Annotated in this window: 23 protein-coding genes; 22 read left to right on the forward strand and 1 reads right to left on the reverse strand. The window is 52.5% G+C overall.

The features are described from left to right. Position 1: 1 nt before the first annotated feature. From coaE to AB1I67_RS14130, 5 genes are read left to right on the forward strand one after another with little or no spacing between them, the layout of a single operon-like run. A complete protein-coding gene (gene coaE, locus AB1I67_RS14110) occupies positions 2–595 on the forward strand; it encodes a dephospho-CoA kinase (protein ID WP_367030502.1) in 594 nt (197 codons plus the stop codon). Continuing rightward, positions 582–1,379, forward strand: a complete 798-nt coding sequence (locus tag AB1I67_RS14115) for an MBL fold metallo-hydrolase (protein ID WP_367030503.1) — start codon at positions 582–584, stop codon at positions 1,377–1,379. Before coaE ends, AB1I67_RS14115 begins: the two co-directional genes overlap by 14 nt. A gap of 29 nt (positions 1,380–1,408) precedes the next feature. Next, positions 1,409–1,681, forward strand: coding sequence for an ACT domain-containing protein (locus tag AB1I67_RS14120; RefSeq protein ID WP_367030504.1), 273 nt, complete (start codon positions 1,409–1,411; stop codon positions 1,679–1,681). A 29-nt stretch (positions 1,682–1,710) separates the two neighbouring features. Further along, entirely contained in the window at positions 1,711–3,075 is a 1,365-nt protein-coding gene (locus AB1I67_RS14125; RefSeq protein WP_367030505.1) for a PFL family protein, read from the forward strand. Between the two features lie 16 nt (positions 3,076–3,091). Then, entirely contained in the window at positions 3,092–4,303 is a 1,212-nt protein-coding gene (locus tag AB1I67_RS14130; protein WP_367030506.1) for an SAM-dependent methyltransferase, read from the forward strand. Between the two features lie 23 nt (positions 4,304–4,326). Here the strand turns inward: AB1I67_RS14130 and AB1I67_RS14135 are convergent, their stop codons facing one another. After that, positions 4,327–5,586 carry a nucleotidyltransferase gene (locus tag AB1I67_RS14135; protein ID WP_367030507.1) on the reverse strand — a complete coding sequence of 420 codons (1,260 nt, stop codon included), beginning with the start codon at positions 5,584–5,586 and terminating at the stop codon, positions 4,327–4,329. Positions 5,587–5,848: 262 nt separating this feature from the next. On the opposite strand from AB1I67_RS14135, the gene pta reads away from it, so the two are divergent. The 17 genes from pta to AB1I67_RS14220 all read left to right on the forward strand — a co-directional run bounded on the left by pta (position 5,849) and on the right by AB1I67_RS14220 (position 24,993). Further along, the gene (gene pta / locus AB1I67_RS14140; protein ID WP_367030508.1) at positions 5,849–6,844 is read left to right on the forward strand and encodes a phosphate acetyltransferase; all 996 of its coding nucleotides are present in this window, start codon (positions 5,849–5,851) and stop codon (positions 6,842–6,844) included. A gap of 49 nt (positions 6,845–6,893) precedes the next feature. Then, entirely contained in the window at positions 6,894–8,087 is a 1,194-nt protein-coding gene (locus tag AB1I67_RS14145; RefSeq protein ID WP_367030509.1) for an acetate kinase, read from the forward strand. A gap of 98 nt (positions 8,088–8,185) precedes the next feature. After that, the gene (locus tag AB1I67_RS14150; RefSeq protein ID WP_367030510.1) at positions 8,186–8,389 is read left to right on the forward strand and encodes a hypothetical protein; all 204 of its coding nucleotides are present in this window, start codon (positions 8,186–8,188) and stop codon (positions 8,387–8,389) included. Positions 8,390–8,405: 16 nt separating this feature from the next. Then, positions 8,406–8,711 (forward strand): DUF177 domain-containing protein, encoded by a 306-nt coding sequence (locus tag AB1I67_RS14155; RefSeq protein ID WP_367032621.1) that lies wholly within the window; start codon positions 8,406–8,408, stop codon positions 8,709–8,711. Positions 8,712–8,714: 3 nt separating this feature from the next. Beyond that, the gene (gene rpmF / locus AB1I67_RS14160) at positions 8,715–8,897 is read left to right on the forward strand and encodes a 50S ribosomal protein L32 (protein ID WP_367030511.1); all 183 of its coding nucleotides are present in this window, start codon (positions 8,715–8,717) and stop codon (positions 8,895–8,897) included. Positions 8,898–9,156: 259 nt separating this feature from the next. Continuing rightward, complete coding sequence (locus tag AB1I67_RS14165; RefSeq protein WP_367030512.1) at positions 9,157–10,929, forward strand: DnaJ domain-containing protein; 1,773 nt, start codon at positions 9,157–9,159, stop codon at positions 10,927–10,929. Between the two features lie 119 nt (positions 10,930–11,048). Beyond that, positions 11,049–12,071 (forward strand): phosphate acyltransferase PlsX, encoded by a 1,023-nt coding sequence (plsX, locus tag AB1I67_RS14170; RefSeq protein WP_367030513.1) that lies wholly within the window; start codon positions 11,049–11,051, stop codon positions 12,069–12,071. An 11-nt stretch (positions 12,072–12,082) separates the two neighbouring features. Then, positions 12,083–12,313: an acyl carrier protein gene (gene acpP, locus AB1I67_RS14175; RefSeq protein ID WP_367030514.1), complete on the forward strand. Its 231-nt coding sequence runs from the start codon at positions 12,083–12,085 to the stop codon at positions 12,311–12,313. 89 nt (positions 12,314–12,402) lie between these two features. Continuing rightward, a complete protein-coding gene (rnc, locus tag AB1I67_RS14180) occupies positions 12,403–13,098 on the forward strand; it encodes a ribonuclease III (protein WP_367030515.1) in 696 nt (231 codons plus the stop codon). Beyond that, a complete protein-coding gene (gene smc, locus AB1I67_RS14185) occupies positions 13,089–16,649 on the forward strand; it encodes a chromosome segregation protein SMC (protein WP_367030516.1) in 3,561 nt (1,186 codons plus the stop codon). Before rnc ends, smc begins: the two co-directional genes overlap by 10 nt. A 31-nt stretch (positions 16,650–16,680) precedes the next feature. Continuing rightward, positions 16,681–17,622: a signal recognition particle-docking protein FtsY gene (gene ftsY / locus AB1I67_RS14190; protein WP_367030517.1), complete on the forward strand. Its 942-nt coding sequence runs from the start codon at positions 16,681–16,683 to the stop codon at positions 17,620–17,622. 85 nt (positions 17,623–17,707) lie between these two features. Beyond that, positions 17,708–18,952: a threonine ammonia-lyase gene (ilvA, locus tag AB1I67_RS14195; RefSeq protein WP_367030518.1), complete on the forward strand. Its 1,245-nt coding sequence runs from the start codon at positions 17,708–17,710 to the stop codon at positions 18,950–18,952. Positions 18,953–18,969: 17 nt separating this feature from the next. Then, positions 18,970–20,226, forward strand: coding sequence for a chloride channel protein (locus tag AB1I67_RS14200; protein WP_367030519.1), 1,257 nt, complete (start codon positions 18,970–18,972; stop codon positions 20,224–20,226). A gap of 60 nt (positions 20,227–20,286) precedes the next feature. Continuing rightward, positions 20,287–21,642 carry an amidohydrolase gene (locus tag AB1I67_RS14205; RefSeq protein WP_367030520.1) on the forward strand — a complete coding sequence of 452 codons (1,356 nt, stop codon included), beginning with the start codon at positions 20,287–20,289 and terminating at the stop codon, positions 21,640–21,642. A gap of 271 nt (positions 21,643–21,913) precedes the next feature. Next, a complete protein-coding gene (locus AB1I67_RS14210) occupies positions 21,914–22,747 on the forward strand; it encodes an ABC transporter permease (RefSeq protein WP_367030521.1) in 834 nt (277 codons plus the stop codon). Positions 22,748–22,800: 53 nt separating this feature from the next. Then, the gene (locus tag AB1I67_RS14215; RefSeq protein WP_367030522.1) at positions 22,801–23,838 is read left to right on the forward strand and encodes an ABC transporter ATP-binding protein; all 1,038 of its coding nucleotides are present in this window, start codon (positions 22,801–22,803) and stop codon (positions 23,836–23,838) included. A gap of 18 nt (positions 23,839–23,856) precedes the next feature. Further along, a complete protein-coding gene (locus tag AB1I67_RS14220; RefSeq protein WP_367030523.1) occupies positions 23,857–24,993 on the forward strand; it encodes an ABC transporter substrate-binding protein in 1,137 nt (378 codons plus the stop codon). Positions 24,994–25,006 lie beyond the last annotated feature (13 nt).

Consider the following 25,006-nt stretch of genomic DNA (forward strand, 5'->3'; position numbering starts at 1 on the left):
GATGACGGTACTGGGAATCACAGGCGGTGTGGGAGCAGGCAAAAGCCGCGTCCTGGAGCTGTTAAAGGAGGATCATCACGCACAGATCATCCAGGCCGACCAGGTGGCGAAGGAACTGGAGGAGCCGGGGCAGCCCGGACTTGCAGCGCTGGTGGAGCGGTTCGGCCAGGGTATCCTCGATGAGGAGGGCAGGCTGGACAGGAATCAGTTTGCGGGGATGATCTTTCGGGATCAGGAGGCGCTTTTAACAGTGAATGGGATCATCCATCCGCTGGTATGGAATGTCATAAAGGAGCGGGTTGCCGAAGCAGACACCGGGTTGGTGGCTGTGGAGGCAGCCCTGTTTGACGAGCGCAGCCGTGATATCTGCCGGTACCTGGTGTTTGTGGATACAAACAGGGAAAACCGTATCAAAAGGCTGATGGAGAACCGTGGGTATTCCAGGGAGAAATGTCTGGACATCATGAGGAACCAGCCGGACAGAGAAGCCTTTCTTAAGCTGGCGGATTATGTCATTGACAATAACGGCAGCCTGGAGGATGTGCGCCGACAGATCAGAGAAATGCTTGAGGAGATTACAGATGAGATTAGTTAGTATAGCCAGCGGGAGCAGCGGAAACTGCATCTACATTGGTTCGGGCAATACCCATATCCTGGTGGACGCGGGCATCAGCAACAAGCGGATCGAGCAGGGGCTGAACGAGATCGGTCTGAAGGGAAGCGACTTGAATGCCGTGGTGGTGACCCATGAGCATTCGGATCATGTAAAAGGGCTGGGGGTGCTGGCTCGGAAGCACCACGTGCCGATCTATGGGACCAGGGAGACCCTGGAGGAGGTGGCGGGCATGAAGTCCCTGGGAGAATATCCAGGGGAGCTGTTAAAGCCCATATGCCCGGACGTGTCCTTTCATGTGGGAGATTTAGAACTGCAGCCTTTTTCCATCGACCATGATGCAGCAAATCCGGTGGCTTACCGGGTGAAGCATGAGAAAAGGTCCGTTGCGGTGGCTACGGACATGGGACATTTCGACCAGTATGTGATCGACCATCTGCAGGGTCTGGATGCGCTTCTTTTAGAATCCAACCATGATGTGAATATGCTGCAGACGGGCCCCTATCCCTACTACTTGAAACGCAGGATACTGGGAGACCATGGGCATCTGTCCAACGAGAATGCCGGGAGGCTGTTGAGCTACATCCTCCATGACAAGCTAAAGCATATCCTGCTGGGGCATCTCAGCAAGGAGAACAATTACGAGGCCCTTGCCTATGAGACCGTAAAGCTGGAGATCGACCAGGGCGACTGCCCGTACCGGTCCGGGGATTTCCCCATAGAAGTGGCGAAGCGGGACGAGATGTCACAGATTATCAACCTCTAAAACGAGACGAAAGAAAGGCGGATTCAACCATGAGCAAAATTATCATTACCGTAGTAGGAAAAGACACAGTAGGCATCATTGCAAAGGTGTGTACATATCTGGCAGAGAAGCATGTGAATATTCTGGATATTTCCCAGACCATCGTTCAGGGGTATTTCAACATGATGATGATCGCGGATATGGAGCATGCGACCGGCAGCTTTGACGAGATCGCAGATGAGCTTGACAAAGCCGGCGAGGAGATCGGCGTGAGCATCAAATGCCAGCGTGAAGAGATCTTTACCAGGATGCACCGGATTTAAAATACAACGGGAAAAGGCGGAAGACAGTTATGTTAAATATGTTTGAAGTGATTGAGACCAACAATATGATCGAGCATGAGAAGCTGGACGTGCGCACCATCACCATGGGGATCAGCTTGTTGGACTGCTGCGATAATGATCTGAAGACTCTGAATGAAAAGATATACAACAAGATCACCACCTATGCAAAGGATCTGGTATCCACCGGAGAAGCGATCGCAAAGGATTTCGGTGTGCCGATCGTAAACAAGAGAATCTCCGTGACCCCGATCGCTTTGGTGGGTGGCTGCGCCTGTAAAAGCCCGGAGGATTTTGTGACGGTCGCAAAGACTCTGGATGAGGCGGCAAAGCAGGTGGGCGTGAACTTTATCGGCGGGTATTCTGCGCTGGTGTCCAAGGGCATGACTCCGGCAGAGGAGAACTTGATCCGTTCCATCCCACAGGCTCTTGCCTGTACGGAGCGGGTGTGCAGCTCCATCAACGTCGGTTCCACCAAGACCGGACTCAATATGGATGCGGTCCGTCTGATGGGGGAGATCGTCCTTGAGACGGCTGAGGCGACGAAGGAGAACGATTCGCTGGGCTGTGCAAAGCTGGTGGTGTTCTGCAACGCTCCAGATGACAATCCATTCATGGCGGGAGCTTTCCACGGCGTGACCGAGGCTGACGCCATCATCAATGTGGGCGTCAGCGGCCCCGGCGTGGTGAAGGTTGCCCTTGAAAAAGCGAGAGGGCAGAATTTTGAGGTTCTATGTGAGACGATCAAACGTACGGCGTTCAAGATCACCCGTGTAGGGCAGCTTGTGGCGCAGGAGGCGTCCAGACGTCTTGGCGTGCCGTTTGGCATTATTGACCTGTCCCTAGCGCCGACTCCGGCGATCGGAGACAGCGTGGCCGAGATCCTGGAAGAGATCGGACTGGAGCGCGTGGGCGCGCCGGGAACCACTGCAGCCCTTGCGATGCTGAACGACCAGGTGAAGAAGGGCGGCGTTATGGCTTCCTCCTATGTGGGCGGCTTAAGCGGCGCGTTCATTCCGGTCAGCGAGGACCAGGGGATGATCGACGCGGTATCCCTGGGAGCTTTGACCCTTGAAAAGCTGGAGGCTATGACCTGCGTCTGCTCTGTGGGCCTTGATATGATCGCGATTCCGGGAGACACGCCGGCTACTACCATTGCCGGGATCATCGCAGATGAGGCGGCGATCGGCATGATCAACCAGAAGACAACAGCGGTCCGTCTGATTCCGGTGATCGGAAAGACCGTGGGCGATACGGTGGAATTCGGCGGCCTTTTAGGGTATGCCCCTGTGATGCCTGTGAACAAGTATTCCTGTGAGAAGTTTGTGACACGCGGCGGACGGATCCCGGCTCCGATCCACAGCTTTAAGAACTGACCGCAGGTGAGGCGATATGGCAAAAGAAACATTGGAATCCATGCTGGATTATTTTATAAATCAATCCTTGGTCCAGCTGATCTTAAGCAATCCAACGGATAAGGAGCGTATCCTGAAGGTGAAGCTCCGTCCGGTCATGCTGAAGGAGACGCTGGTGTATCAGGCGGAGGAGTTTGTGGGGGCCCAGGCCTTCCACAAAAATCTCATGGAGGACGAAACAAAAGCCTATATATCGGAGCGGCTTGCCCGGGATTTTAAGCAGGCTGAGCTTTTGTCTTCTCTGGGCAATGCCACGGTGCTGGTTGGGAAAAAGGGTACCATGACGGTTAAGGCGAAACGGAAGCTGCCGCAGGAGGGACGAGATCCCTCTGAAGGCACAAGGATAACGGCTTCCCTGAGCGGCGCGCTCATGCATAACCGGAAAAAACAGTATGTACTGCCGGAAGGAATCCCGGTGCCGTTTCTTGTGGATCTGGGCGTTATGACGGCGGAGGGCGCGGTCGTCCGGACCCGCTATGACAAATTCAGGCAGATCAACCGTTTCCTGGAATTCATTGAAGATATCCTGCCGAACCTGGATAAGGGGCGTGAGAATACGATCATTGATTTTGGCTGCGGAAAGTCCTATCTGACTTTCGCCATGTACTATTATCTGCATGAACTGAAGGGTTACCCGATCCGGATCATCGGACTGGACCTAAAGCAGGATGTGATCAACCGGTGCAACCGGCTGGCGGTGCAGTACGGCTATGACAGGCTGAGATTCTATCACGGAGATATCGCCACCTATGAAGGTGTGGACCAGGTGGATATGGTAGTGACCCTGCATGCCTGTGATACAGCTACGGATTACGCGCTGGCAAAGGCGGTACGGTGGAATGCAAAAGTCATCCTGTCGGTTCCCTGCTGTCAGCATGAACTGAACCGCCAGATGGGAAATGACCTGATGAAGCCGGTGTTCCAGTATGGCCTGATCAAGGAGCGGATGGCGGCCCTGTATACCGATGCGGTCCGTGCGGAGCTTTTGGAGAATCAGGGATACCGGACCCAGATCCTGGAGTTCATCGACATGGAGCACACGCCGAAGAACATCCTGATCCGCGCCGTGCGGGATGGGAAGAGGAAGAAAAACGAAGCGGAGATAAAAGCGCTTCTGGACTTTTTGTCTGTGAAACCCACGTTAGCAGAGCTGCTATGGGGATCGCAGGAGGAACAAAAGACAGTATAAATATCAAATCCGTCGTGACCCCATCAGGGAAGGATCACGACGGATTTTGTGTATTCATTTTTCATTTGGCGGCCCTTTTGGAAGACCATGGATTGATATAAATGGGAGGCAAACATATCCTCCTTAAGCATGCCGCAGGCTGAGGGGCTTAAAAATCCGGCGGCATCGGCAGTTTTTGTGATGATCGGTATGGTTGCCGATTTTTTGACAGCGGAAAGAAGCATGGAGGAGCTTTTTCTGAATCCGAGGATACGGGCATAAGGGGCATGGGGAGCCCTGACCGGTTCTGCAGTGATCCCAAGGACCAGATGCAGGAGCGCGCGGCTGATGCGGGTGTAGGTATACTGCCGTGTCTTCAGCTGCTCGATCCGACCGGAAAACGTGTCAAAATCCAGTGCCATCCGAACCAGACGGGCGGCCAGCTCCGGGGACATGTCCGCATAGCTGCTCAGATCTGCATTCTGGCGTATCAACTCCAACAGGCGGTACTGTAAGAGCATGGATAGGTCATCCGGGAAGATGGGGGCAGTATGAGCCTGCTCCGCATCCAGAGCCTGGAGTGCAGCCGCAGGGATCTGTCCGTGGAAGATATCGGGGAGGGACGGACCCAGGATATCTCTTCCTGCCGCTTCCCTTATGATGCGCCTCAGCGCCGTGGCAGAAGCGAATTCCCCGGAGCCTGCCGGGAGGCCTGCATCGTTGTAGCCCTTCCCGGACCTGCGGATCGTGAAAGGTTCTATGCGGCTTTTCTGCTGTATCAGGGCCTTTAAGTATTCAATGGCGAGGATATTGTTGGAAGCGGAGAGAATGGACTGGTAGTCACTGTTCTCCAAGAACCGGCACAACGCGGCGCTGCGTGCTGCCGGGTAGGAATATCCCTGTTTTAACTGCTCCTTTAGGACGGACCGGTAGGCCTCTGGCTCCAGACAGAGCACCTCGGCAGCAGCCTTCAACGGGGAAAGCTCTCCCAGCTCACTTCCAAAACACAGCACATCTGTCACGCCAAGGCTGTCCAACAGCTTCACGCCGCAGGCTGCAAAATCCTCAGCGCTGCCGGTTGCGAAGCGCACGGGCAGTTCCAGCACCAGATCCGCACCGCAGTTTAAAGCCATGGCTGTGCGGGTATACTTGTCGTAGACCGCAGGCTCCCCGCGCTGAACGAAATCCCCGCTCATTGCGACCACAATATAGTCTGCCCCTGTCTGCGCGCGCACCTGCTGCATCTGATAGAGATGCCCGCTGTGGAACGGATTGTATTCTGCAATGATCCCGGCAACCTTCATAAAATTGACCTCCAGTCTGAAATGATTTCAGTATACCAGCAAATGGGGAGCGCGTAAAGCATTCCCTGTCTGCGTTTTCCTGTTTTGCGGCAACTGTGGGCAGGGGATCGGACAGCAGGGCTTTGCCCGGATTTTAACTATAAGAAAATCATGGGAAGATGTGCCTTAAAAAATACACGTTTTTCCAAAAATATGGCTTGTATACAAAATTCAGATGTTATATAATAAAGTCAAATGCAAAAATGAAAGGGGTACATGCGCAATGGGATTTATTGACGTAATTAAAGCAAAGGCAAAAGCAGACAAGAAGACGATCATTCTGCCGGAGTCTATGGACAGAAGGACTTTTGTAGCTGCTGCTGAGATTTTAAAGGAAGGGCTGGCGAACTTGATCATCATCGGTACACCGGAGGAAGTTGCCGCTAACAGCGAGGGGCTGGATATTTCCGGAGCCACGATCATCAACCCGTTTACCTATGAAAAGACCCAGGAGTATGTGGATCTGTTTGTAGAGCTGAGGAAGTCCAAAGGCCTTACGCCTGAGGAAGCAAGAGAGACCATGTTAAAGGATTATGCGTACTATGGCTGCCTGATGATCAAGAACGGCGACGCTGACGGTATGGTATCCGGCGCATGCCACTCCACCGCCAACACCTTGAGACCGTGCCTGCAGATCATCAAGACCAAGCCGGGCACCAAGCTGGTTTCCGCCTTCTTCCTGATGGAAGTCCCGGACTGTGAGTTCGGCGAGAACGGTACTTTTGTATTCGCAGACTGCGGCCTGAACCAGAACCCGAGTCCAGAAGAGCTTGCAGCCATCGCAGTCAGCTCCGCAGAGAGCTTCCGCATGCTGGTAGGCAAGGAGCCGAAGGTAGCGATGCTGTCCCATTCTTCCATGGGCAGTGCAAAGCATGACGATGTGACAAAGGTAGTTGAGGCAACCAGGATCGCAAAAGAGATGGCTCCGGAGCTGGCTTTGGACGGCGAGCTGCAGCTTGACGCAGCGATCGTTCCTGAGATCGGCGCATCCAAGGCACCGGACAGCAAGGTTGCAGGACATGCCAACGTACTGGTATTCCCGGACCTGGATGCAGGAAATATCGGCTACAAGCTGGTACAGAGACTGGCAAAGGCAGAGGCATACGGCCCCATGTGCCAGGGTATCGCAAAACCGGTCAACGACTTATCCAGAGGATGCTATGCAGAAGACATTGTAGGTGTTGTTGCCATCACAGCCGTACAGGCACAGATGAATTGATTACTGCCTGAGTGCAGATGATAGAAACAGAACAGGAGACGAAACCATTATGAAGATTTTAGTTATTAACTGCGGAAGCTCATCCCTGAAATATCAGTTGATCGATATGGACAATGAGAATGTTATCGCAAAAGGTTTATGTGAGAGGATCGGGATTGAAGGCTCCAAGCTGACCCATCAGCCGGAGGGCAAGGACAAGGTTGTGATCGAGCGCGCGATGCCGACCCACAAAACTGCCATCGAGATGGTTATGGATGCGCTTCAGGATCCGGACCATGGCGTGATCACAAGCACCGATGAGATCACCGCTGTGGGACACCGCGTACTGCACGCAGGCACCATCTACAGCGATTCCATCGTTGTGAACGAGGATGTGAAGAAAGTCATCCGCGACTGCTTTGACCTGGGACCGCTGCACAACCCGGCAAACTTAATGGGGATCGAGGCGTGCGAGGCTGCAATGCCGGGCAAGAAGAATGTTGCTGTATTTGACACCGCATTCGGTATGGCTATGCCGGAGAAGGCTTATCTGTATGCGATTCCTCACGAGTACTATGAAAAGTACAGCATCCGCAGATACGGCTTCCACGGAACCAGCCATATGTTTGTTTCCAAAGAGGCCATCAAGTTCGGCGGGCTGGACCCGGAGAACGCAAAGGTTATCGTCTGCCACCTGGGCAACGGCGCCAGCGTATCCGCATCCATCGGCGGCAAGTGCGTGGACACCAGCATGGGCTTAACTCCGCTTGAGGGCCTGATCATGGGAACCAGAAGCGGCGATATCGACCCGACCGTAGTGCAGTTTATCTGCAACAAGGAGGGAAAGACCGTCAACGAGGTTCTGGATATCCTCAACAAGAAATCCGGTGTCCTGGGCATGAGCGGCGGCGTTTCCAGCGATTTCCGCGATGTTGAGAATGCGAAGAAGGATGGCAATCATCTGGCGGAGGTTGCTCTGGATGCCTTCATCTACCGTGTTGCCAAGTACATCGGCGCATACACAGCAGCCATGAACGGCGTGGATGCGATCGCATTTACCGCAGGCGTAGGTGAGAATGATAAGGTTGGCAGAAAAGCCATCTGTGAGTACCTGGGCTACCTGGGCGTCAAGATTGATGATGAGGCCAACGATGTGAGAGGCAAGGAGACCGTCATTTCCGCACCGGATTCCAAGGTGAAGGTGATGCTGATCCCGACCAACGAGGAGCTTGCCATCGCGAGAGAGACAAAAGCATTGATCTGATGAAAACAGTCTGACAACCTGGCAGGATTTTGAAAATAGTTGTTGACAAAATAAAACCCCCTATGTATAATATCATAGGTGCGTATTAGGAGATTAATATGCTTATTAACTTAACAGAGCTGTTTTCCAGAGATGGAAAAGAGAAGACTTACACGTGTGATATCGATATGGAGCAGCTTCATACAACAGAGGCCAGCTTTGATATCGTGTCGAGAGAACCGGTGGAGCTTCGCATCCGCAATTTGGGTGAGCGAAAGCCTGCTGCAGGGGAAGGCAAAGCTTACTTTGCAGATTCCCTGTGACAGATGCCTTGATCCTGTGGACTGGCCCTTTGAGCTGGACTTGGAGGACGAGCTGGATCTAAGCAAGACCGAGGAAGAACGTGCAGGGGAGCTCGAAGAACAGCCCTATGTAAGCGGCTATAATCTGGATGTAGACCGGTTGCTCAGTAACGAACTATTGCTGAACCTGCCCATGAAAGTGCTGTGCAGGGAAGACTGTAAAGGTATGTGCAATAGATGTGGTGCGAATTTGAATCACACGAAGTGTTCCTGTGATACAAGCTCGCCTGACCCAAGAATGTCAGTAATCCAGGATTTATTTCAAAAGTTTAAGGAGGTGTAAACCATGTCTATCTGCCCAAAGAATAAATCTTCCAAAGCGAGACGTGACAAACGTAGAGCTAACTGGAAAATGAGCGCTGCGAACTTAGTAAAATGCAGCAAGTGCGGCGCCCTGATGATGCCTCACAGAGTCTGCAAGGCCTGCGGATCTTATAACAAAAAAGAGATCGTAAGCGTTGAGGACTAATTTTTCAGACAATCAGGAAATGTTAAAATGACAGTAGATATATAGCCTTTGAGATTTTCTCAAGGGCTATATTATTGTAAAAGTCGGGTTTACGATTGATGAATGGACCGTCGGTGATTTTCCGGCGGTTTTTCTATGGCCTTTTCCTGTATAAATCATGACTTTACAGCACAGAGAAACCAAGGTATGATAATAAGAGAGAGCATAAGACCAAGATTTACAAAGTCCGCAGGGGCTGCAGTCAGGGGGCTGCATGGGTATGCTGCAAAAGTCATGTTGGGAAATACTGGGAATAGAACCCACCCGGGATAAACAGAATATAAAGCGCGCCTATGCACGTTTAAGCCGGAACTGCCATCCGGAAGACAATCCGGAAGAATTCAGACAGATCCATGAAGCTTATGAGCATGCTATGAACATGGCTGAATTCATTTCCTTGAAGGATGTGTATCTGTCACAAGAGGAAGATAAGACGTCCGGGATTACGGCGGTGCAGGATGATCCTGCCACAGAACTGGAGCAGTTGATACGCAAAGGCCTGGAACGGAATCTGGCCACACGTACAGACCGTTTGATGGAAAAGATCCTGGCCATTCACTTCCAAACTCCAGATACGGTTAACTCCGATCAGCAGGTGTTTGCAGAAGCCATGGATCGGTGGGATGAGTTGTTTTCCTCAGCTCTGTTTGCGGATGGGTGCCGGGATGCAGATTTTCTTAAAGAGCTTTCGGATTGGCTCAGAGAAAACAGGGGACGGTTGAATCGGGCGGAAGCTGTCTGCTTTTACCGTTTTTATGAGTTTTGGACTGTTCCGGATAAAGATACTTATCTGTGGGAAGTTTATGTTCAGATCATGACTGCGGCGCATAAGTATGAAAAGGACATGATTCGTTATGCAGGAATGTCGCTGTATATGAGGAATTATGGACCTGTTTATGTGGAAGCAAAGAAAAAAGAAGCGAAAGAACGGGCAGTATTTGGTCTGCTTATCATATGCCTGGTCATTTTGCTTATTGCCAGCGTGGGAACGACTGGTCTGGCGACCGGCGAGGATAACAGAACGAAGGATATAGAAGTGACCAAAGTATTTAACCATGATCTCGTTGAGCCTCATGGGGACAGTTATGTGGAAGAGTATGCGTTTACCAGGGTGTTTCCGTATGGATATCCAAAAAGCAAAACCGAGCTTTCCTGGGAAAATGATATGCCGCAGTCTTTGCCGGGAGTATGCCGCATCCAACAGAGGCTGGACGACAGTATGCCGGATTCGATTTCATGCATTCAGACAATTTCCGGAAGAGAGCCTGGTGTTTATGAGGTCATAGCCAGGAGGGATGCAAAGAATCAGGATATAACGTCTACATTTTACAAACAGACCTTTCCGGATACGGTTATCATCAGCAGATTTTACGTGGAAAGAGATCTGCGTCGTCCCGGCGGCTTTAAGATTCTTACGGACAGCTATCTGCCGGAGTCATTTTTAAAGATCGCGCAAACACATGGGATTCCCGGAGCCTTCTGGATCGATGAAGACTATGAACAGCACCTTATACTCACCTGTGATTCTGTGGAACGGATACCGGAACTGGCGGCAGGCCTGATGCTTACCTGCAAGGATTTTGTCGCATATCACAAGTTTAACCGTCTCCGTAAGCCACTGCCTCCCATGGATTTAACGATCCTGTATGGACCGTCATTCAGTGATATGATGATCAGTGGCCCGGAAAATGATCCGGTTATTGCGGCGTTGATGCGGGGGACCTATCAGCCTGACCTTCCGGCAGCCCATCGCACTTACAAAGCATATTTGGATACACAAAATAATAAACTGGATTTCCAGCCGGATACGGCGGCCACCTCTTCCGATGCGGATTCTGCCGGTTCCGATTATTGGGTCAGCCATATTGTTTTTGGTTCCACCTGGGATGTTGGGAGACATCTGTATCCGGAGTGCAGTTATCAGGCAGTCCAGCAACATCTGATCAATAGCCTTGAAAGCCTGGACTGGATCGCCTTTCAGAGTTATGAGTAGTTCAGATGTCTTCCAAAGAATTTTCATAAAGCAGGAATTAAATATTGATTTATAAAACATTATTTAGTATATTAGTTAAGGAATGGATATGCCGGTAGACACCGGGAAGGAGAAACAGTATGATTAAGATAGCAGTAGACGCAATGGGCGGCGACAATGCACCTGGAGAGATCATAAAAGGCGCGGTGGACGCCGTATCCCGCAGAAGTGATATACAGGTGCTTCTGGTTGGCCGGGATGATGTTGTGGTGAAAGAGCTGGGGAAGTACAGTTTTCCGGAAAACCAGATCAAAGTGGTTCCAGCTTCTGAGGTTATCGAGACGGACGAGCCGCCGGTCAATGCCATCCGCAAGAAGAAGGATTCTTCGATCGTGGTGGGCATGAACTTAATTAAGAGCGGCGAGGCCGATGCATTTGTTTCTGCAGGAAGCTCCGGTGCGATACTGGTTGGCGGGCAGGTTATTGTCGGCAGGATCAAAGGCGTAGAGCGTCCTCCCTTTGGAGCGCTGATCCCTACGGAGAAGGGAGTTTCCCTTCTGCTGGACAGCGGAGCCAATGTGGATGCAAGACCGTCTCACCTGGTACAGTTTGCACGCATGGGTTCTATTTACATGGAGCATGTAATAGGTATTACCAGACCCAGGGTCGGGATCGTAAATATTGGTGCGGAGGAGGAGAAGGGCAATGCGCTTGTAAAAGAGACATTCCCGCTCTTAAAAGCCTGCAGCGATATGAATTTTACCGGCAGCATCGAGGCGAGGGAGATCCCCCATGGCGGAGCGGATGTGATCGTATGTGAGGCATTTACAGGCAATGTAATTTTGAAGCTGTACGAGGGAACCGGATCTGTGCTGATCGGCATGGTGAAGAAGGGTATGATGGGTACCCTGCGCAGCAAGATCGGAGCACTGCTTGTAAAACCGGCACTGAAGGAGACGCTGAAGGCTTTTGATGCTACGCAGTATGGCGGCGCGCCGCTCCTGGGACTTAAAGGACTGGTGGTGAAAACCCACGGAAGTGCCAAAGCCGTGGAGGTAAGCAACTCGATCATCCAGTGCGTTACCTTCAAGGAGCAGAAGATTAATGAGAAGATTAAGGAAAGCCTGGATGCCGAAGAACAGGCCAGAGAAAATGAAAGTTAGGAGAGGGAACTATGGAATTTGAAAAGTTACAGAGTATCATTGCGGAAGTACTGAATGTGGAGACTGGGGACATCACCATGGAGACTACCTTCGTGGAGGACTTAGGCGCCGATTCCCTGGATATTTTCCAGATCGTTATGGGAATCGAGGAGGAGTTTGACATTGAGATCCCTACCGAGGAAGCGGAGAAGATCGTAACGGTAGGAGATGCAGTGGAGCAGATCAAGAGCGCACTGAATTAATAGCGTGATTAAAGAAGGGAAGGGGCTGTCGCACAAGCTGCGCGCCCCTTTCCCTTCATTATATCATCAGGATCGGATAAGGAGAGATTATGAATCGGGATTTAAAAGAACTGGAAGAAAAGACAGGGTATCAGTTTCAGAACGTAAAGCTGTTAAAACAGGCGATGACCCACAGCTCCTTTGCCAATGAGCACCGGCTGGACAAGTCTGGCTGTAACGAGAGGCTGGAATTTTTGGGGGATGCGGTACTGGAAGTGGTGTCCAGTGATTACCTGTTCCACAAGTATCCGGAGAAACCGGAAGGGGAATTGACCAAGATACGCGCCAGTATTGTCTGTGAACCCACCCTGGCTTATTGTGCATCGGAATTAAGCCTTGGGGAATACCTGCTGCTTGGGAAGGGCGAGGAGGCTACCGGAGGACGCGGACGCAATTCTGTGGTATCGGATGCGATGGAGGCCCTCATTGGGGCAATCTATCTGGATGGTGGTTTTGCTAATGCAAAAGAGTTCATTCACCGCTTTATCCTGAATGATATTGAGCATAAACAGCTCTTTTATGATAGCAAGACTATCCTGCAGGAGATGGTGCAGGCGTCCTCCCAGGAGCATTTGGAGTACGAGGTGCTTAGGGAAGTGGGGCCGGACCACAATAAGACCTTTGAGGTCCGGGCGATGCTGGGGGATCAGGAAATCGGCAGAGGAAGTGGGAGAACCAAGAAGGCGGCGGAGGCAGTTGCCGCTTACCGGGGAATACTGAAACTGAGGGAAAGTGTATGTATTTAAAAAGTATTGAGATCCAGGGCTTCAAATCATTTGCAAACAAGATCCTGTTTGAGTTTCATAATGGGATCACCGGCATCGTGGGACCTAACGGCAGCGGCAAGAGCAATGTTGCGGATGCGGTCCGCTGGGTGCTGGGGGAACAGCGCGTCAAGCAGCTTCGGGGCGGCAGCATGCAGGACGTCATCTTTGCGGGGACCGAGATGAGAAAGCCCCAGGGGTTTGCCAGCGTGGCGATCACCCTGGACAACTCGGACCATCAGCTCGCCATCGATTATGATCAGGTGACGGTCACCCGCCGGCTTTACCGTTCCGGCGAGAGCGAGTACATGATCAACGGCAGCTCGTGCAGGCTGAAGGACATCAATGAGCTGTTTTATGATACCGGTATCGGCAAGGAAGGCTATTCCATCATCGGCCAGGGCCAGATCGACAAGATCTTGAGCGGTAAGCCGGAGGAGCGCAGGGAGCTGTTCGACGAGGCGGCAGGTATTGTCAAGTTCAAGCGCCGGAAGAATATCGCCCAGAAGAAGCTGGAGGACGAGAAGCAGAACCTGGTCCGCGTCAGCGACATCCTGTCGGAGCTGGAAAAGCAGGTCGGGCCGCTTGCGCGTCAGTCTGAGGCGGCGAAGAAATACCTGGGGCTGAAGGAAGAGCTGAAAACCTACGATGTGAACCTGTTTTTGATGGAGACGGAGGGCGTGCGCGCCCAGCTGAAGGATGTGGAGTCAAAGGAGGCGATCGTCTCCGGTGATTTAGAGGACGCCACCGTCCAGTCAGAGCAGCTTAAGGGCGAATATGAGCGTCTGGAGCAGGAGATCGGCAGCCTGGACAGCGAGATCACCGAAAAGCGGGGCAGTCTTACCCAGGCGGAGATGCTGAAGGGCAATTTAGAAGGCCAGATCAATGTCCTAAACGAGCAGATCAATACGGAGAAGATGAATGCGGAGCACATCAATTCCCGCATTCAGTCCATTGAGCAGGATATCAGGGAAAAACGGCAGCAGATAGAAGCCTATCAGACAGATAATGCCGGGATCACCGAGGCAGCTTTGGAGAGCCGGAGACGGCAGGAAGAGGCGGAGGAACGTCTGGTCCGTCAGGATGAGAGCCTGATGCTTTTGGACCAGCGGATCGAGGAGGCCAAGAACAGTATTATAGCCGGACTCAATGAAAAAGCGTCTCTCTCAGCCAGGGAGCAGCGTTATGAGGCCATGCTGGAGCAGGTGCAGGTCCGTCGTTCTGAGGTGTGTCAGAAGCTTTTAAAGTTTAAGAGCGACGAGTCTGTACAGGAAGAGCAGTTAGAGGCAGAGCGCGCGAAGCTGAAGGCTATGGAGGGACGTCTTGCGGACCTGGCGGCGTCCCAGACGGAATGTGAAGCCCAGATGCAGCACTACGAGCAGGAAGTGCGGCGTCTCACCCGCAATTTAAATGAAAAGCAGCAGGAATACCATACGGCATATACCAGGCTGGAATCCCTGCGCAACCTGGCAGAGCGCTATGAGGGTTATGGGAACAGCATCCGGCGTGTGATGGAGGTCCGGGACCGGGTCCACGGGATCCACGGCGTGGTGGCGGATCTGGTTACCACGGACAAAAAATATGAGACAGCTGTAGAGACGGCTCTCGGGGGAAGCATCCAGAATGTGGTGACGGATTCGGAGCAGACCGCCAAGCAGCTGATCGAATTCCTGAAAAAGAATAAATACGGCAGAGTTACTTTTTTACCACTGACCAGTATCGGCCAGGGCGGCGGATTCTCAAAGCCGGAAGCCTTAAAAGAGCCGGGCGTGATCGGCCTTGCCAGTGATCTGGTCCATGTGGCTCCCGAATATCAGGTCCTGGCGAAATACCTGCTGGGCCGGGTGGTGGTGGCGGATACCATTGACCACGCGATCGCGCTTGCCAGGAAATTCAAATACTCCCTGCGCATTGTGACCCTGGAGGGTGAGCTTCTGAGCGCGGGGGGCTCCATGACAGGCGGCGCCTTCAAGAATTCCAGCAATCTCCTGGGAAGAAAGAGGGAGATCGAGGAGCTGGAAGCTGCATGCAAAAAGGCGCTGGATTCTTCTGAGAAGATCCAGGACGAGCTCAACATGGACGAGGGGATTTACCAGGATAAGAAAGAAGAACTGGAGCAGATTAAGAAGGAGAGCCATGAGGCGTCCTTAGAGCAGAACACCCAGCAGATGAATGTCTCCCAGCTGGAAGACAAACGGGATGATATCCGGGAATCCTCCCAGGACCTGGTCCTGGAGAACAGCCAGCTTGAGGCGCAGATCAGGGAGATTGAAGAAAACCGGAGGAATCTTTCCAGGGATACGGAAGCCCTGGTACAGCTCAACGAACAGGCTGGAAGCCAGGTGGAAGATCTGACAGCCCAGATGGAGCGTGACAGAAAGCTGCGTGAGGAGTCAGCCCACGAGCTGGAAGCGATCCGTTTAGAGGCAGCAGGCCTAAAGCAGAAAGTGGATTTCGTGATGGAAAACATCCGCCGTGTAGAGGACGAGATCGCGAAGCTTTCAGAGGAGCTGTCCGGCCTCACAGCCGGGAATACAGATTCCGGGGAGATCGTGGAGGCGAAGCGCCAGGAGATCGCGCATCTTCAGGAGCTGATCACAAACGCCATGGAGCAGAGGGATATCCTGGCGGCCCAGGTGGAGGAGCAGTCCGCGAAAAAGGATTCAAAAACGAAGGAACAGAAGGAGTTTTTCGGAAAGCGGGAGGAGCTTTCCCAGCGCATCACGCGTCTGGACAAGGAACTGTTCCGGCTCCAGAGCCAGAAGGAAAAGCTGGAGGAAAAGCAGGAGAGCCATATCAATTATATGTGGAACGAGTACGAGCTTACCTTTACCACGGCCCAGCCCCTGCGGGATCCGCTTCTCACTTCGTCTTCTGATATCAAAAAAAGGATCGATGAGCTGAAGAACGGCATCCGGTCCCTGGGTAATGTCAACGTCAACGCCATCGAGGATTACAAGGAGATCTCCGGACGTTATGAGTTTATGAAGACCCAGCACGACGACCTGGTGCAGGCGGAGGCGGCTCTGATGCAGATCATTGAGGAGCTGGACAGCGGGATGCGCAGGCAGTTTGAGGAGAAGTTTAGGGAGATCCGCCGGGAATTTGACCGGGTGTTTAAGGAACTGTTCGGAGGCGGGCACGGTACCCTGAATCTTCAGGAGGATGAGGATATCCTGGAGGCGGGCATCCAGATCATCGCCCAGCCGCCGGGTAAGAAGCTGCAGAACATGATGCAGCTTTCGGGTGGTGAAAAGGCGTTGACAGCCATTTCTTTACTGTTTGCGATACAGAACCTAAAACCGTCGCCGTTTTGCCTGCTTGACGAGATCGAGGCGGCCCTTGACGATTCCAATGTAGACCGCTTTGCGGGATATTTACATAAACTGACAAAGAATACCCAGTTTATTGTGATCACACACAGAAGAGGCACGATGCTGGCGGCAGACCGGCTCTACGGTATCACCATGCAGGAGAAGGGTGTTTCCACGCTGGTGTCCGTGAACCTGATCGAAGACCAGCTTGACGAGTAGATTGAAATATTCATGAAGAGGAGGAATGTGTATGGAAGAGAAAGAAAAGAAAAAAGGTTTTTTCAGCCGTCTGGTGGAAGGCCTTAACAAGACGAGGGAAAATATCGTATCCGGCATGGATTCCATTTTCAGTGGCTTTTCAGCCATCGACGAGGACTTTTATGAGGAACTGGAGGAGACCCTGATCATGGGCGATCTGGGAATCCAGACCACCATGTCCATTATCGAGGACTTGAGGAAACGGGTGAAGGAGCAGCATATCAAGGAGCCGTCCGAGTGCAAACAGCTTTTGATCGATTCCATCAAGGACCAGATGAACCTGGGAGACAACGCATACGAGTTTGAAAACCGCCGTTCCGTAGTCCTGGTCATCGGCGTCAATGGCGTGGGCAAAACGACCTCGGTGGGAAAACTGGCGGGGCAGCTCAAGGACGACGGCAAAAAGGTAGTCCTGGCGGCAGCCGATACCTTCCGTGCGGCAGCCATTGAGCAGCTCACAGAGTGGGCCAACCGGGCGGGCGTGGAGATCATCGCCCAGCAGGAGGGTTCCGACCCGGCAGCTGTCATCTATGATGCGGTTGCGGCTGCCAAGTCCCGCAGTGCGGACGTTCTGATCTGTGATACCGCAGGCCGGCTCCACAACAAGAAAAACCTGATGGAGGAGCTTAAGAAGATCAACCGGATCATCGATAAGGAGTACCCGGATGCTTACCGGGAGACTCTTGTAGTGCTGGACGGGACCACGGGACAGAATGCCCTGGCCCAGGCGAAGCAGTTTATGGAGGTGGCTGATATTACCGGCATCATCCTGACAAAGCTGGATGGGACAGCAAAGGGCGGAATCGCAGTGGCAATCCAGTCGGAGCTTGGTATTCCGGTCAAATATGTGGGAGTCGGGGAGAAGATCGACGATTTGCAGAAGTTCAATTCGGATGACTTTGTGAACGCGCTTTTTAAGACATCAGGCGAGTAAACATCCGGAAAACGTGGGGCTGATGCAGGCAGCAGAGTGTTAAACATCAGGCGGAAAGCATAAACAGGGAAAGAGGATAAGGACTATGGAAGAACAGGAATTACAGGAGTTATCATTAGAAAAGTTTGAGATCGCATCGGAAGAGGTGCAGAAGGTCACCCAGGAGACCAAGCTGGTCTACAGTGAGTATTTTTCTGCCATGACGGGCAACCGGGTGTATTTCAAGCCTGAGAACATGCAGTATACCGGAGCCTACAAGGTGCGCGGCGCATATTACAAGATCAGCACACTGAGCCCGGAGGAGCGGGAGCGCGGCCTGATCACGGCGTCTGCGGGAAACCATGCCCAGGGCGTGGCTTATGCGGCGAAGCTGGCGGGGATCAAGGCGACGATCGTTATGCCTACCACGACTCCGCTCATGAAGGTGAACCGCACCAGAAGCTACGGCGCGGATGTGGTCCTTTACGGGGATGTGTTTGACGAGGCCTGCGACTATGCCTACAAGCTGGCGGATGAACACGGCTATACCTTCGTCCATCCGTTTGATGATCTGGATGTGGCGACAGGGCAGGGGACCATCGCCATGGAGATCATCAAGGAGCTTCCGACGGTGGATTATATTCTGGTACCGGTAGGCGGCGGCGGTTTATGCACCGGTGTTTCCACTCTTGCCAAGCTTCTGAATCCGAAGATCAAAGTGATCGGCGTGGAGCCTGCGGGAGCCAACTGTATGCAGGAATCCTTAAAGGCCGGGCATGTGCTGACCCTGCCGGCCGTCAATACCATTGCAGATGGTACTGCGGTAAAACGTCCCGGTGAAAAGCTGTTTCCATATATCCAGCAGAACGTGGATGATGTGATCACTGTGGAGGATACGGAGCTGATCGTGGCATTCCTCGATATGGTGGAGAACCACAAGATGATCGTGGAAAATTCCGGTCTTTTGACTGTGGCTGCTTTAAAACATTTAAATGTCCAGAAGAAAAAGATTGTTTCTATCTTGAGCGGCGGCAATATGGATGTGATCACCATGTCCTCCGTAGTACAGCATGGCCTGATCCAGAGGGACCGTATCTTCACGGTGTCGGTTCTGCTGCCTGACAAGCCGGGTGAGCTTGCCAAGATATCCGCGCTTCTGGCAGATGAGCGGGGCAATGTGATCAAGCTGGAGCACAACCAGTTCATCAGTATCAACCGGAATGCGGCGGTGGAGCTGCGGATCACCCTGGAAGCGGAAGGGACTGAGCACAAAAACAGGATCGTCCAGGCTCTCAATGATGCCGGTTACCGTCCGAAGCTGGTGAAATCCAAAGGCACCTACAGCGACTGACCGGAGGCAGGACGAGTATGAAAATCTACGAAAGCAAGTCGCCTTTGGGGGAAAATATCCACTACTTTATGAAATGGACTGTGATATCAGTCTTTATCGGCGTTGTGGTCGGATTGATCGGCATGGTATTCAGCAAAGGGGTGACTATGTCGACGGCTGTGTGGAACCAGCATCACTGGACCCTGTTTCTGATGCCGCTTGCGGGTATTTTTATCATCTGGATCTACCGGGCCAGCCATGAAGAGACCAACCGGGGAACGGATATGGTACTGGAGTCTATTTCCTCAAATCAGGAGATCACAGTCGCCACTGCGCCGCTAATCTTTGTCTCTACGGTCATAAGCCATTGCGTCAGCGCCTCGGTGGGCCGGGAGGGAGCCGCCCTGCAGTTGGGCGGAAGCCTTGGGAACCTGGTAGGAAAGGTGATCCATCTGGATGAAAAGGATAAAAAGATTGCGGTTATGTGCGGCATGAGCGCCTGTTTTGCAGCGCTTTTTGGTACTCCGCTGGCAGCAGGCGTGTTCTCCATGGAGGTAGTCAGCATTGGCGTCATGTATTATGCAGCCCTGGTCCCGTGCCTGTTTGCCTCCTTTATCGGCGCCGGGATCTCCAGAAGCTTCGGCGTGATGCCGGACTGGTTTGATATTGGGATCGTGCCGGAATTTGGGCTTCAGGGCGCGGGGATCGCGGTGCTCATCGGAGCTTTGTGCGCGGCAGTGGGCGTGTTATTCTGCATTGTACTGCACGAGAGCAGCGCGGTATACCGGAGGTATCTGCCCAATCCCTATTTTCGAGTCCTGGCGGGCAGCGCTGTTTTTATCGTACTTACCCTGATCTTCAAAAGCCGCTACTATAACGGCGGCGGTATGCACCTGATCGAGCGGTGTTTTGAGGGAGAGCCGATCCCGTACTATGCGTTCCTGATGAAGATGCTGTTCACGGCGGTGGCGCTGGGAGCAGGGTTTAAAGGCGGTGAGATCGTCCCGACGTTGTGTGTGGGAGCCACCTTTGGCTATATGGTTGCCTCTGTGCTGGGGCTTCCTGTTGGGCTGTGCACGGCGATCGGTATGACCTGCCTGTTTGTCAGCGTGACCAACTGCCCTGTATCCACTGTGTTCATGGCCTTTGAGCTGTTTGGCTTTGAGGCGATGCCTTATTACTCCATCGCGGTGGCGGTCTGCTTTACTCTGTCGGGGTACTATGGCCTGTACAGCAGCCAGAAATTTGTCTACTCCAAGATCAAGGCGGAGTTCATCAACCGCAAGTCCAATTAGCGGATAGAGGCCGCCCGAAGCCAGTATTGCTAAAAGCAGAAATAACCGGAGGTTTAGAGAATGAGAACATTGATAGAACACGTGACGGTGCTCACGATGGATGCAGAAAAGACCGTGCATCAGGATGGCTATGTGCTGATCGAGGACGGCCTCATTGCAGCGGTGGGAAACGGCCGTTACCTGGCTGACCCGGATGATCGGACGGAAAATGAGGGCAGTCCCGCACCTGTGGATGAGAGGGTGGACGGTGCGGGCGGGATCCTGATGCCGGGGATGGTAAACGTCCACAGCCATATTTCCATGATCCCGTTCCGCTCTATGGGAGACGACTGCCGTGACAGGCTGAGGCGTTTTTTGTTCCCACTGGAGCTTGCAGCCATGAATCCGGAGCTGATATACCGGAGCGCCCGGTATGCGGTCTGCGAACTGCTTTTGGCAGGGGTGACCACGGTTCTCGACATGTATTATTTTGAGGATATGGTGGCCCGCGCCTGCGAGGAGATGGGAATCCGGGCCTGGGTGGGGGAGACCGTCATCAATATGGAGACCTGTGACAGCAAAGAGCCTTACGGCGGTCTTTCTCTGTGTGAGGAGCTGTTGAAAAAGTGGGGCGGACACGACCGGATCCATCCTATGGTGGCTCCCCATGCCACCAATACCAACTCCCCGGAGATGCTGAAGGCGGCATATGACCTTGCGGCCCGATATCATGCAAAATATTCGCTCCATGTCAGCGAAATGGATTATGAAATGGAGCTGTTTAGGGAAAACTATAAGAAGACGCCGATCGCATTCCTGTACGATCTCGGCGTGCTGGGTGAGAACACGATCGCAGCCCACTGTATCCATGCCACAGATGAGGATATCGCACTGTTTGCAGAGACTGGCACAAAGGTGGCTCACTGTATCGGCGCAAATACCAAGGGTGGAAAGGGGATCTGCCCGGTACTTGATATGCGGCGGGCAGGTGTGGATGTGGGCGTGGGGACTGACGGTCCGTCCTCCGGCAACACGCTGGATCTGTTTACCCAGTTCAAGCTGATCGCCTCGTTCCAGAAGACCAGATATCATGACAGGGGCGTATTCCCGGCTGTAGATATTGTGGAGATGGGGACTGTGGGCGGCGCGAGGGCGCTGGGAGCAGAGCATGAGATCGGCTCCATCGAGCCGGGGAAAAAGGCGGATCTGGTGCTTTTAGAGACCAGTTCGGTCAATATGTTCCCTGTTTACAATCCCTATTCCGCTATTGTTTATTCCGCCAATGCTTCCAATGTGGACAGTGTCTGGGTGGACGGTAAAAGGCTGGTAGAGGGTCACAGGCTGACCTGCGTAGATCTTCAGGAGGAACGTGAAAAACTGGAGCGGGTCATGGGCGGATTCCGGCGCCACGCAGAGAATTATGCCGATATGATCTGATGTTTTTTGCGATTACAGTCCGGCTGTCCAAACGTGGATTTTGCGCCGGGCTGTAACTCTTTTCCTGTCGTTTTCTGTAAAAACGCGGTTGACAATTTACCGCATCAATGGTATGGTAATTCTATTAGAAAAAATGATAAGAATTGCAGGATATATAAGAGGGACTGTTTAATGAAGGCTGGATGAGCTTATAAATAAACGGCCCTTTTTTACGGCTTTTCTCTGTATCCCGCACATTTTTTCGACTATGTAAGAAAGGTTGGTAGGACCATTGCTTGAAAAGAAAACAAAGATTTACTGGCTGTTTATTCTGCCCGGATGCCTGTTTCTGGCGGTTTTTATGCTGATCCCCTTATTCTCCCTTATATTTAAGACTTTTTTTGATGAGGGCGGCAGTTTTTCCCTGGCTAATTATTTTTCTTTACTGGAGAGCGTTTATTTCAAGCAGGTGTTCTGGCGCAGCATCCGTTTAAGCCTGATCAGCACAGTTGTGTGCGCTATGCTGGGTTTCCCTACGGCGTACTATATTTCAAAATATGCCAGGAATAAAGGGGTACTGATGGCCCTTGCCGTCTTCCCCATGTTCACCAGCCCGGTGATCCGGTCCTTCAGCTGGATGGTCATTCTCGGCAAAAAGGGATTTGTCAACAACGCTCTGGTACAGCTTGGACTGGTGGCGAAGCCCATCAGCCTGCTTTATAATGAATTTTCCATGGTGGTGGGCTTTATCCAGCTTTTCCTGCCGCTCATGATCCTGTCCCTGATCGGAGTCATGGACAATATTTCGGAAGATTTGAACCTGGCCGCCGGCAGCCTGGGTGCGTCCCGGGCCAGTGTATTCCGGCATGTGATCCTGCCCCTTAGCATTCCCGGATTGGTGACGGGGAGCGTGCTGGTATTCACCGGATGTTTGACGGCATATACGACGCCTCAGCTTTTAGGCGGCACGGACACCCGTGTGCTGGCAACCATGATCTATCAGCAGGCCATGTCCCTCGGTGACTGGACCCAGGCATCTGTGGTGGCGGTGGTGATGATCGTGGTGACCATACTGGTATCCAGCGGCATCAATGCAGTCAGCCGGAAGCTGAACCCAACGATTTAAAACAGTCTGGCACAGGACGATAATCAACGATAGGTGAGATAAAGGAGAACGATATGGCACTGTTGGAATTGCAGAACATCACAGCAGGATATGACAAGAATGTTATCTTAAAGGATTTGAACTTCCAGGTGGAGAAGGGAGAGCTGGTTTCTCTGTTAGGCTCCAGTGGATGCGGTAAGACCACGACTCTGAGGCTGATTGCCGGTTTTTCCACCCCGATGGACGGCAAATTCATCTTTGACGGCAAGGACTACACCCAGGTGCCGCTCAATAAGCGGAATTTCGGATTTGTATTCCAGAGCTACGCGCTGTTTCCTCACATGACTGTATATGACAACGTGGCGTTTGGCTTAAAGATGCGGAAGACGGCGCCGGAGCAGATGAAAAAAGAAGTCATGGAGATGCTTGAGACCGTGGATCTTTTAGGTTTTGAAAACAGGTTCCCGAAGGAAATGTCCGGCGGACAGCGCCAGCGAGTGGCACTTGCCAGGGCGCTCGTGATCAAACCGGATCTGCTGCTTTTGGATGAGCCTCTCAGCAATCTGGATGCGAAGCTGCGCGTCAAGATGCGCGTGGAGATCCGCCGCCTGCAGCAGAAGTTCGGATTTACAGCCATATATGTGACCCACGACCAGGAGGAGTGCTTCGCGATCTCCGACAAGGTCGCGATCATGAACCATGGGGTGATCGAGCAGATGGACAGCCCGTCTGTGATCTACAATCATCCAAAGACCGAGTTTATTGCTCATTTTGTGGGCTTTGAGAATTTCCTGGATTTAAAGAGAGCAGAGGGCGCAGGAGAGTTTTTGGCTCAGGATGGAAGCCGGATCCATGTGACGGATGGAAAGGACGGGGATGCGTTTAAGGCGTGTATCCGCCCGGAGGATATCCAGGTCGTACCGGCTGGAACGGAGGCGGTCAATCCGCTGTCCGGTGAAGTTGTGGTAAGTACATTCCTTGGCAAGCGCAACCAGTATAACGTACGCACCGCCATTGGTGAGTTCGAGGTCAGCACAGACCAGGAGAGTGTTTACAGGATCGGAGACCGGGTTACCCTGTCTCTGACTCCCAATAAAATCATTTTGCTTTAAGGATAAGGAGAAAAGATTATGAAAAAGAAATTGATGAGCGTAATGCTGGTTGCAGCTATGGCTGCTTCCCTGACCGCATGCGGCGGGTCGTCCAAAGAGGAGACCACGGCGAAGGCTGAGTCAGAGACTCAGGCAGCAGCGGCAGGAGAAGGTGAAAGTGCAGCGGCTGGCGCAGATCTGGGGAATTTTGAGGGACAGGAGTTAAAGGTATCCACATTCTCCTTCAACGCAGAGCTGCTTCAGAAGAACGTATATGATCCGTTTATGGAAGCGACCGGCTGCAAGCTGATCGTGGAGGGCGGCAAGAACGCAGAGCGCGTGACCAAGATCAAAGAGACCCCGGCCAACTATGACGTAGTCATCATCGGCGACGCATTCGTTGCGGACTTGATCGATGCGGACCTGTTAGAGAAGATGGATTACAGCACCCTTGGAAACATGGATGCCCTGTATGACAACGCAAAGGCTCCGTTCGGCGCAGAGTACGGCCCGGCCTATACCTTTAACCGCCTGGGCATTGTTTATGACAAGTCCACCTGCCCGATCGAGATCACTTCCTGGGCTGACTTATGGAATCCGGAGCTGGAAGGTTCCATTGCGATCCCGGATATCACAACGACCTCCGGTCCGCTGTTCTATTATGCGACTGCAAAGATGGCAGGTCTGACTCCTGGACAGGATGACGACGCGATCTTCGCAAAGATGGCAGAGTTAAAGCCAAATGTGATGAAGACCTATACCAGCGCCAACGATACGATCACCATGTTAAACCAGGGTGAGATCTCCGTTGCCGTCCTGCTTGACTTCTCCTATACCGCAGCAAAGTCTGCTTCTGAGGATTATGTATGGGTTGACCCGAGCGAGGGCAATTACAGCGGTTACAATACGCTGAACATTATCAAGGGCTGTGAGAACAAAGAACTGGCTATGGCATTCATTGATTTCTATCTTTCCAAGGAAGTCCAGCTTGCAGAAGCAGTGGACGGCGTAGATTCTCCGGTACGCACAGACGTTGAGCTGACCGCAGAGCAGGCAGCGAACTTTACCTACGGGAAAGAGATGATCGACAACCTGCTGCTTCCGGACTGGTCTGTGATCAATGCCAATAAGGCTGGCTGGACCACCCAGTGGAATGAGTTATTCTCCGTGCAGTAATCTGCCAGATAGA

This window comes from Clostridium sp. AN503 (assembly GCF_040719375.1).
Taxonomy (GTDB): domain Bacteria; phylum Bacillota; class Clostridia; order Lachnospirales; family Lachnospiraceae; genus Brotaphodocola.

What these genes read in the sequence shown, in the direction of transcription:
- coaE (WP_367030502.1), top strand. Translation starts at nt 2, where the DNA reads ATGACGGTACTGGGAATCACAGGCGGTGTGGGAGCAGGCAAAAGCCGC.
- AB1I67_RS14200 (WP_367030519.1), top strand. Translation starts at nt 18,970, where the DNA reads ATGAAAATCTACGAAAGCAAGTCGCCTTTGGGGGAAAATATCCACTAC.
- AB1I67_RS14165 (WP_367030512.1), top strand. Translation starts at nt 9,157, where the DNA reads ATGCTGCAAAAGTCATGTTGGGAAATACTGGGAATAGAACCCACCCGG.
- rpmF (WP_367030511.1), top strand. Translation starts at nt 8,715, where the DNA reads ATGTCTATCTGCCCAAAGAATAAATCTTCCAAAGCGAGACGTGACAAA.
- ilvA (WP_367030518.1), top strand. Translation starts at nt 17,708, where the DNA reads ATGGAAGAACAGGAATTACAGGAGTTATCATTAGAAAAGTTTGAGATC.
- AB1I67_RS14120 (WP_367030504.1), top strand. Translation starts at nt 1,409, where the DNA reads ATGAGCAAAATTATCATTACCGTAGTAGGAAAAGACACAGTAGGCATC.
- AB1I67_RS14205 (WP_367030520.1), top strand. Translation starts at nt 20,287, where the DNA reads ATGAGAACATTGATAGAACACGTGACGGTGCTCACGATGGATGCAGAA.
- AB1I67_RS14220 (WP_367030523.1), top strand. Translation starts at nt 23,857, where the DNA reads ATGAAAAAGAAATTGATGAGCGTAATGCTGGTTGCAGCTATGGCTGCT.
- AB1I67_RS14125 (WP_367030505.1), top strand. Translation starts at nt 1,711, where the DNA reads ATGTTAAATATGTTTGAAGTGATTGAGACCAACAATATGATCGAGCAT.
- smc (WP_367030516.1), top strand. Translation starts at nt 13,089, where the DNA reads ATGTATTTAAAAAGTATTGAGATCCAGGGCTTCAAATCATTTGCAAAC.
- acpP (WP_367030514.1), top strand. Translation starts at nt 12,083, where the DNA reads ATGGAATTTGAAAAGTTACAGAGTATCATTGCGGAAGTACTGAATGTG.
- plsX (WP_367030513.1), top strand. Translation starts at nt 11,049, where the DNA reads ATGATTAAGATAGCAGTAGACGCAATGGGCGGCGACAATGCACCTGGA.
- AB1I67_RS14215 (WP_367030522.1), top strand. Translation starts at nt 22,801, where the DNA reads ATGGCACTGTTGGAATTGCAGAACATCACAGCAGGATATGACAAGAAT.
- ftsY (WP_367030517.1), top strand. Translation starts at nt 16,681, where the DNA reads ATGGAAGAGAAAGAAAAGAAAAAAGGTTTTTTCAGCCGTCTGGTGGAA.
- pta (WP_367030508.1), top strand. Translation starts at nt 5,849, where the DNA reads ATGGGATTTATTGACGTAATTAAAGCAAAGGCAAAAGCAGACAAGAAG.
- AB1I67_RS14150 (WP_367030510.1), top strand. Translation starts at nt 8,186, where the DNA reads ATGCTTATTAACTTAACAGAGCTGTTTTCCAGAGATGGAAAAGAGAAG.
- AB1I67_RS14115 (WP_367030503.1), top strand. Translation starts at nt 582, where the DNA reads ATGAGATTAGTTAGTATAGCCAGCGGGAGCAGCGGAAACTGCATCTAC.
- AB1I67_RS14135 (WP_367030507.1), bottom strand. Translation starts at nt 5,586, where the DNA reads ATGAAGGTTGCCGGGATCATTGCAGAATACAATCCGTTCCACAGCGGG.
- AB1I67_RS14145 (WP_367030509.1), top strand. Translation starts at nt 6,894, where the DNA reads ATGAAGATTTTAGTTATTAACTGCGGAAGCTCATCCCTGAAATATCAG.
- rnc (WP_367030515.1), top strand. Translation starts at nt 12,403, where the DNA reads ATGAATCGGGATTTAAAAGAACTGGAAGAAAAGACAGGGTATCAGTTT.
- AB1I67_RS14130 (WP_367030506.1), top strand. Translation starts at nt 3,092, where the DNA reads ATGGCAAAAGAAACATTGGAATCCATGCTGGATTATTTTATAAATCAA.